General features: G+C 57.4%; 7 protein-coding genes. 2 read left to right on the top strand and 5 right to left on the bottom strand.

What is annotated here, in order from left to right; genetic code table 11:
* Window positions 1-374 precede the first annotated feature (374 nt).
* Together HMPREF0298_RS11685 and HMPREF0298_RS12050 are read left to right on the top strand one after the other, a co-directional pair.
* Window positions 375-530 carry a gallidermin/nisin family lantibiotic gene (locus tag HMPREF0298_RS11685; RefSeq protein WP_006839087.1) on the top strand — a complete coding sequence of 52 codons (156 nt, stop codon included), beginning with the start codon at window positions 375-377 and terminating at the stop codon, window positions 528-530.
* 215 nt (window positions 531-745) lie between these two features.
* The gene (locus HMPREF0298_RS12050; protein WP_157464330.1) at window positions 746-1,138 is read left to right on the top strand and encodes a hypothetical protein; all 393 of its coding nucleotides are present in this window, start codon (window positions 746-748) and stop codon (window positions 1,136-1,138) included.
* Between the two features lie 93 nt (window positions 1,139-1,231).
* Here the strand turns inward: HMPREF0298_RS12050 and HMPREF0298_RS00415 are convergent, their stop codons facing one another.
* The 5 genes from HMPREF0298_RS00415 to HMPREF0298_RS00435 form a co-directional block, all read right to left on the bottom strand.
* On the bottom strand, window positions 1,232-2,020 hold the full coding sequence (locus HMPREF0298_RS00415; protein ID WP_006839088.1) for a trypsin-like serine protease: 789 nt from the start codon (window positions 2,018-2,020) through the stop codon (window positions 1,232-1,234).
* Between the two features lie 27 nt (window positions 2,021-2,047).
* Entirely contained in the window at window positions 2,048-2,881 is an 834-nt protein-coding gene (locus HMPREF0298_RS00420; RefSeq protein WP_006839089.1) for an ABC transporter permease, read from the bottom strand.
* Window positions 2,878-3,477, bottom strand: a complete 600-nt coding sequence (locus HMPREF0298_RS00425) for an ATP-binding cassette domain-containing protein (RefSeq protein ID WP_169304944.1) — start codon at window positions 3,475-3,477, stop codon at window positions 2,878-2,880. The genes HMPREF0298_RS00420 and HMPREF0298_RS00425 overlap by 4 nt, the downstream gene beginning before the upstream one ends.
* A 77-nt stretch (window positions 3,478-3,554) precedes the next feature.
* Window positions 3,555-4,751: a lanthionine synthetase LanC family protein gene (locus tag HMPREF0298_RS00430; protein WP_169304945.1), complete on the bottom strand. Its 1,197-nt coding sequence runs from the start codon at window positions 4,749-4,751 to the stop codon at window positions 3,555-3,557.
* On the bottom strand, window positions 4,711-6,172 hold a 1,462-nt coding region (locus tag HMPREF0298_RS00435; RefSeq protein ID WP_006839092.1), incomplete at its 5' end, for a lantibiotic dehydratase C-terminal domain-containing protein. The genes HMPREF0298_RS00435 and HMPREF0298_RS00430, both read right to left, overlap by 41 nt.

Below are 6,172 nucleotides of genomic sequence, written 5' to 3' on the forward strand. Positions count from 1 at the left end.
GGTATCGCGATGGCCGCGTCCATAGCGGTAGTACCGGCGCACTGCTCGTTGTGATTTTCGGTATGCCCCCTGTTCGGCGTACACGAGAGTGCGGCATTCACGGAAGGGTCCGGAGGCAGGAGCGAATAAGCGAGGAAACCAGTCGTGCTTCTGGTGGGCGTGGGGCGTTTCAAAAGGTGCAGATAACTCGTGTTGTTCAAACCAGCAAGGGGGCATATTTGAACGAAAATCCCTTGTCAGGGTCCTTTTTCCGCGGTTAGATCAATGGTCGATGGAGCGTCCGGATGGTGCCAGAGCACACGCTTTAGCCTCGGTCCAGCTTCCATCTACTTTCTCACCACATCACACCTCACTACCTAGATTGGAGTACCAAAATGTCTGATTTCACTCTTGACTTCGCCGAGGGCGACGCTGCCGACACCGTTTCCCCGCAGATCACGTCCAAGTCCCTTTGCACCCCGGGTTGCATCACCGGTTGGATGATGTGCAACACCGTCACCAAGGGTTGCAGCTTCACGATTGGCAAGTAGCTTCATTGCCGAGCGTCTGTCTTTCAAGCCTCTATCCTGCAGCATCAAGAAATGATTCTGCAGGCAGCTTGAGGGGGCAGTACGCGGCGACATAGGTTACCCCGGTTACTCCCGCGATATTTTTAGCTAGCGGGGATAGCCGGGGTAATTGTCTATATCTATCTCTGATCTGCCCCGAGGTTGATCAGTAGAAATAATCCGGAGGATTGCCTGTTATGCCCTTGTTTGAAACTCAAGCAAGAAACCGTATCGAAGCACCGTCTAAGCCGAAGGCGGTTCCGGTCGCACTGGCAGTAGCGGCCGCGATCGCGCTGGTGGCCGCCTTCTTCAGCATCATGAGCGGGGTGGCAGGAGCTGTCCTCGTTATCGCCTCATTTATCTGCCTCGTCGTCTACTTCGGGCATCGCCCTTCACGGAAGTACTTGTCGATATCCTTGGTTCTGTCAGTACTCTGTGTTGTCGTCGCTGCAGTGGGACTTCTCATGCAGCTTTCCGATGTGCAAGCGCACTGCTCCTGGATATTTCCCCAGGGTTCTCCAGCTCATGTGGCTTGCTTCCAGGAGAACTACTCGCCCTGGCGTGGTGCAGCCCAGGCCTTATTTCGATAGCAGGCAATAACCCACTGCCGCTGGGTATTAGGTTGAGGCATACACCCGCCGATCCTGCTGGCGACGACTGGCAGGAGAAGGTTCTCCCGCTAATCAGCAGATGCCTACGATTTGTTCGATGTCGTTGGAGTACCTAGCCAAATCCTCGGCAAGGGTGACGTTGCTGGTCTGTGACAAACCAGCGACAATGCCTACGACTGTTTTACGTCCATCGACATCAGCCACGAAGACGCCGGCTCCGGAGTCGCCTCCTCTCGTGAGACTCCCGTCCGCCTGGGGAACCAAGGACAGCATGGGGTGGACTCCGGCACCGGCGGCTGGGTTACCGGCCAGGTGATCATTGGCCTGGATGGTAAACGGCAGGGCTGCCACCCCTCCGTAGTCCCGGAAGACGTAGACCTCGGCTGTTGTGCCGACCTGGGGAGAGGAGTCGGGCAAGGGTGTGCAGCCTACGTCCGGACGGTCCCCGGCGAGACGTGCCACGGCCAGGTCAGCGCCTGGAATCTGGTGTACTTCCTCCACACCCGAACGGGCACTGGTGAAAACCGTATAGGCGTCGTTGGTGAGGTCCTCGTCGAAGCAATGGGCGGCTGACAGTATCCAGTTGGGGTTGAGCGTTATGCCGGTGCAGGAGGAAATTTCTTGGCCGTCCACAATGGCAATGGCTGCGAGCGAAAAGGAGTGGTCGGGAGTCTCCTCGGTTGAAGGGGGTTCGGAGGGGGAATCGGTCGGGGCGGTGATCTGGCTTGAGGACAAGGCAAAGGGGGAGGACGAGATGGAGGGGGAGACCCCCGGTGCGGGGACAGCCTCGTCGGCAAGGGAAACGGAGGGTACTGCTAGGGATGCTGCTGCCAAAAGTGCGAGACTGATTCGTTTTTTCATATTGCGAAGTTCCTTAATCTATAGGTCTTAGTAGGTGCCGAGGGTTCCGTTGACCCGTACTTTGTGTACGCCCTTTCGCCACATCACCACTCCAAGGGGAATAAGAAGCGCGGTGGTCACGATGGTTGGCATCAAAGCCTTTAGGACCTCAAAAGTGGGGGCCCCGGAAAAGAGCGATAGACGGATCGAGTGCAGCATTCCAGCCGTGGGGAGGTAGCTAGCGGCGGATGCCACCACGTCGGGGAAAACAGAGATCGGATACATAACCCCAGAAAACAGGGTCAGCAGTGTCGTTACCACCCAGGTCACGGGTTCTCCCTGCTTGGACACCAAGATATAAGCGGCCGCGCACAGTCCAATTGCCCACATGCACACCACCGTGAACGCGACCGATACGACGAGGCCAATCGGGTTGAGTTTGAGCTCGAAGTCGAATAGGTGGCCAAAGATGGTGAAAATGGCTACGGAGGAAATCAAAGTCATGACCAGGCCAAACACGCCGCCAGCGATCAGGAACTTGAATAGGCCGGCTCGAGACAGGGCGATGGCTTCTAGCGTTCCCCGCTTTTGCTCGGACTGGATCTGCATTTTCAGGGAGTTCATCATCATGACGGCCAGGGCACTAAAGAGGCTGCCAACGATCATGAAGGCGATGATGTTTCCTCCGTATTGCTCAAGACCCGGAGGCGTCCCGCCGAGGGAGATGTAGTAACCCAGGATGGCAAATTGCGCGAGCCCCACAACTCCGGTCAGAAGACCCAGCACCAACTGGGTGCGATAGGTGATTCGCTCTTGGAAAGTTCGTCCGACTTCTGCGTAGAAAACCAGAGAGAAAGATTTAATACGGTCGAAGGTTCTCACAGGGCTACCACCTGATCGGATTGGGCGATGAGGTTCTGGTCGTGAGTGGAGATCAAGACAGTTACTCCACGCGCGATAACCCACTGCATCATGGTCAGTGCGGCGAGGGAATTGGTGGTGTCGAGGGTGGCGGTGGGCTCGTCGAGAATGATGAGATCATCTCCGATGACAAGAGCGATAAGCATCCCGAATATCTTTCGTTGACCCAGTGAGAGGTCTGAGAAATGCCGTTCGAGTAGTGGATCAACGGTAAATTCCTGGCGCAACGGAGCCAGCCGGTTCAGGGTTTCCTTTTTGCGTAGTCCCGCGAGCCGGCCAAAATAGATCAAGTTTTGCAGGCCAGTGAGTCGGAAATGATAGGAACGCTCGGAGTACAAGCTGACGCCGAGTCGTTCGCGGATCGAGGACCAGTGTTTTTCTGTCGATTCTCCGTCAATGAGGACAGATCCCGAGGTCGGTAACGAGATGCCGCAGGCGAGCCGAAGAAGCGTGGTTTTTCCCACCCCGTTTGCCCCGGTGATGCTGCACAAACCGGGGCCACGAATCTGTTCGTTGAAGCCCGAGAGAATGGTGGTCGTCCCATACTTCACGGACACATCTGTGAAGGTGATGCGAGTGGTGCTCGGGGTATGGGCAGGGGTGGCAGGGGAGGACGCGGGGCGCGTAAGGGTGCTCACTTCTTTACCCCCAGGATCGTGAGCGCGGGTGCGTAGCCGTGGCTGGATTCTCGGCCAGCCCAGACAGCGGTGGTCCCGCCGATACCGTGCCAGAAGCTGAGGTCAACCCCCGTGCTGGGTCCGGACAGGAAGTGGGTGATCTGATTTTCGACGTGTTCGAGCCAAGACGCAGATGCCGCGAAACCTAGCTGGTCAGCAAGGTACTGACGCCCCGCGACTCCGTGACAGAGTCCGGAATCATTGAAAGAACCGAGCTGGGGGTCGAAGTAGTCTTCCCCGTGAACGAGTGAGGAGTTCAGCTGTTGCTCGAGCGGTTGGCAACCGGCGGCGGAGATTTCCGCACTAGGAGTGCCATAGCACCATGCCTGGCGGGATTTGGTGGAGGGACGCGGGGGGTTACTGGCGGGAGAGGGGGTCTGGAAGTAGGAAGGCCCACTGTGGTTGTGCTCTGCTATGTCTGCAACCAAGACATCCATCAGCCTGGTTGCTGCAGTTAAGTAGGAGGGATCTTCAAAGACCTTGTGGCCGACCTTTAAGACGGCGATGACTCCCGCGATTCCATGAGCAAACCCCAGGTCGCGCATGCCGTTGCCCAGTTCGGGGGTGTGTTCGACCATCGCCGGGTCTAAGTCCGCAGCACCAGTCCAGAATGAATGGGGAAGTGGTTGCAGCGATAGCTCAGCGAACTCGTTGCAGATCTGCTTTGCGAGACCTCGGTACTGTTCATCAGCGACAAAGAGGTAATGAGCGATGCCGGCTAATCCCACCGCATAGTCATAGTCTTCTCGACGCTTGCCGATACTGCGGTGAAGGTCCCACAGTTTTCTCTCAGCGAGAGTCGAGATACGCGAGTTGAGGCTGCTCAGCGCGTTACTGAATTCTTCCTCATTGTGCCTGGAGACGGTTAACAGATAGGCCATGCCGCTGAGACCGCCGAGCAGTCCCCCTTGATCAAATCGATGGGTACGTAGCACTTCCACCAGAGTGCTAACCCGGTTCATCAAAAGATCCCACCACTTCTGATCTTCAGTGGCGTGGTACAAGGCCGATGCCGTGTAGGCGTCGCCGAGAGCGCCATCAATCATGGAAAATGGAGAATGTGAGATCCTTTCCGTTCGATGATCGCTGCTAAGGCCCTCAAAAAGGTGGGCATCAAGATGCTCGAGAGCGATGGGGGTGCGTGTCGTTGGCATGGTGATTTCTCCTTTCGATTTTGCTGAGAGCAGCCCAGAGAGCCTTTTCGCGGTCGGTCGAGATGCCCACACGGTTGCAGAACAAGTGGGCAGCGGATTGCAGCTCATAGGTGCCCACGGAATGAGCGGAAATTTTGTTGGCGAGACTTTTCATATGAGCCCTAATGGAAGGGTCAATGAGGTCAGCGGAAGCGAGGTCTCCCAGGGAGTCGGCCTCTCGGAGGAGTGCGGAGGCCGCCTTCTGTACTGTGCTGCTGTCCTCGCTTTGGACAGCGAACTCCACGATCACACTCCTGTAATCGGGGAAGAGATTGAGCCACCTGTCGAGTATCGGAAGATGCAGCCTCTCGTCGATGGTGTCGGTGGAGGAAGCCGCAGACAGGTGCGCAACGACCCTGCTTTCTAACGAGAACAGCTCCGCAAAAAGCGGGAAAACAGCCGGGCCGCCGTAGCGTTCAAATTCAAGGCTATGGGCCTTTTCTTCAAGTCCGAGGAGCCAGCCGCTGCTGGTCATCTCTCGGATGGCTGTTTCTACCGCGGCTCCTGTCGAGGTGCGACGAGGGTAGCGAAGGCGCAGGCCGGACTCGCCGGAATCAGTGGGGTATCGAATGAAGTAGGCGCCGGCGGCAGTTTCCTCTGTCGAGAAGAGCCGGCGTATGACTCTTTCGCGAAAACCATCCCGGGGAACGATGGTGAGATTGGCGGTGTCGCTGATGCCGGGGATAAGTTCTTTGTCCTGGTTGGTGGCAACGACCGAGAGGCTTTGGGCTGTGGTTCGCAGCGCATCAGGATCGGGCGCTGGACTGGAGATCCCAAATGTCAGGCAGATTTCCGAGAAGATGGGACGGTCCTGGTGGTCGCGGACCAGGGGGGTGAGCTCGGAATCGAAGGATTCATAGACCCATCCGTCGCTGCGGCGCAGCTGCGATCGAACGGCTTCCGAGAAGCCAGGAGCGGTGCGTTTTAAGAGTATCTTCCTGTCGGAATCCCCCATCCTGACCCATTCGGATATGCCGTGGCTGTCCGCCCACTCGTTGAAGGCATTGACATCTTCTAGGCCGCGATAGCGAAAGGCCGGCCGGGAGACGATAACGCGGCCGTGGCGGACACCAGGGAGGTAGTCGACGTGATCGCTAATTGTTCCCCAGGACCAGTTGATATTGGGGGTGGAACCAGTGGCCGCCATCGCAATCTGCATCAGCCACTCGGGATAGGCGCCCACCCCGACCATGGAGGTCGGTCGGAACCGGAGGGGGGATCCGTCTTCGTCGCAGAGGTGGACCTGGGTGCCATCACTCCACACCTGGAGGGAATCAAGGGTCAGTTCCCAGGGATGGGATTCCACCGAGTTGACGTTGAGAGTGCGCGGGTAAGAGGTGTGGAACTCCCGCACGCTGTTAAACGCCTGCTGAGGGGATACC

The sequence above is a fragment of the Corynebacterium lipophiloflavum DSM 44291 genome (assembly GCF_000159635.1).
In the GTDB taxonomy this organism is placed as follows: Bacteria; Actinomycetota; Actinomycetes; order Mycobacteriales; family Mycobacteriaceae; genus Corynebacterium; species Corynebacterium lipophiloflavum.

Excerpts from the sequence above, each read along its gene's own strand:
- HMPREF0298_RS00430 (WP_169304945.1), bottom strand. The coding sequence starts at position 4,751 with ATGCCAACGACACGCACCCCCATCGCTCTCGAGCATCTTGATGCCCAC.
- HMPREF0298_RS00415 (WP_006839088.1), bottom strand. The coding sequence starts at position 2,020 with ATGAAAAAACGAATCAGTCTCGCACTTTTGGCAGCAGCATCCCTAGCA.
- HMPREF0298_RS12050 (WP_157464330.1), top strand. The coding sequence starts at position 746 with ATGCCCTTGTTTGAAACTCAAGCAAGAAACCGTATCGAAGCACCGTCT.
- HMPREF0298_RS11685 (WP_006839087.1), top strand. The coding sequence starts at position 375 with ATGTCTGATTTCACTCTTGACTTCGCCGAGGGCGACGCTGCCGACACC.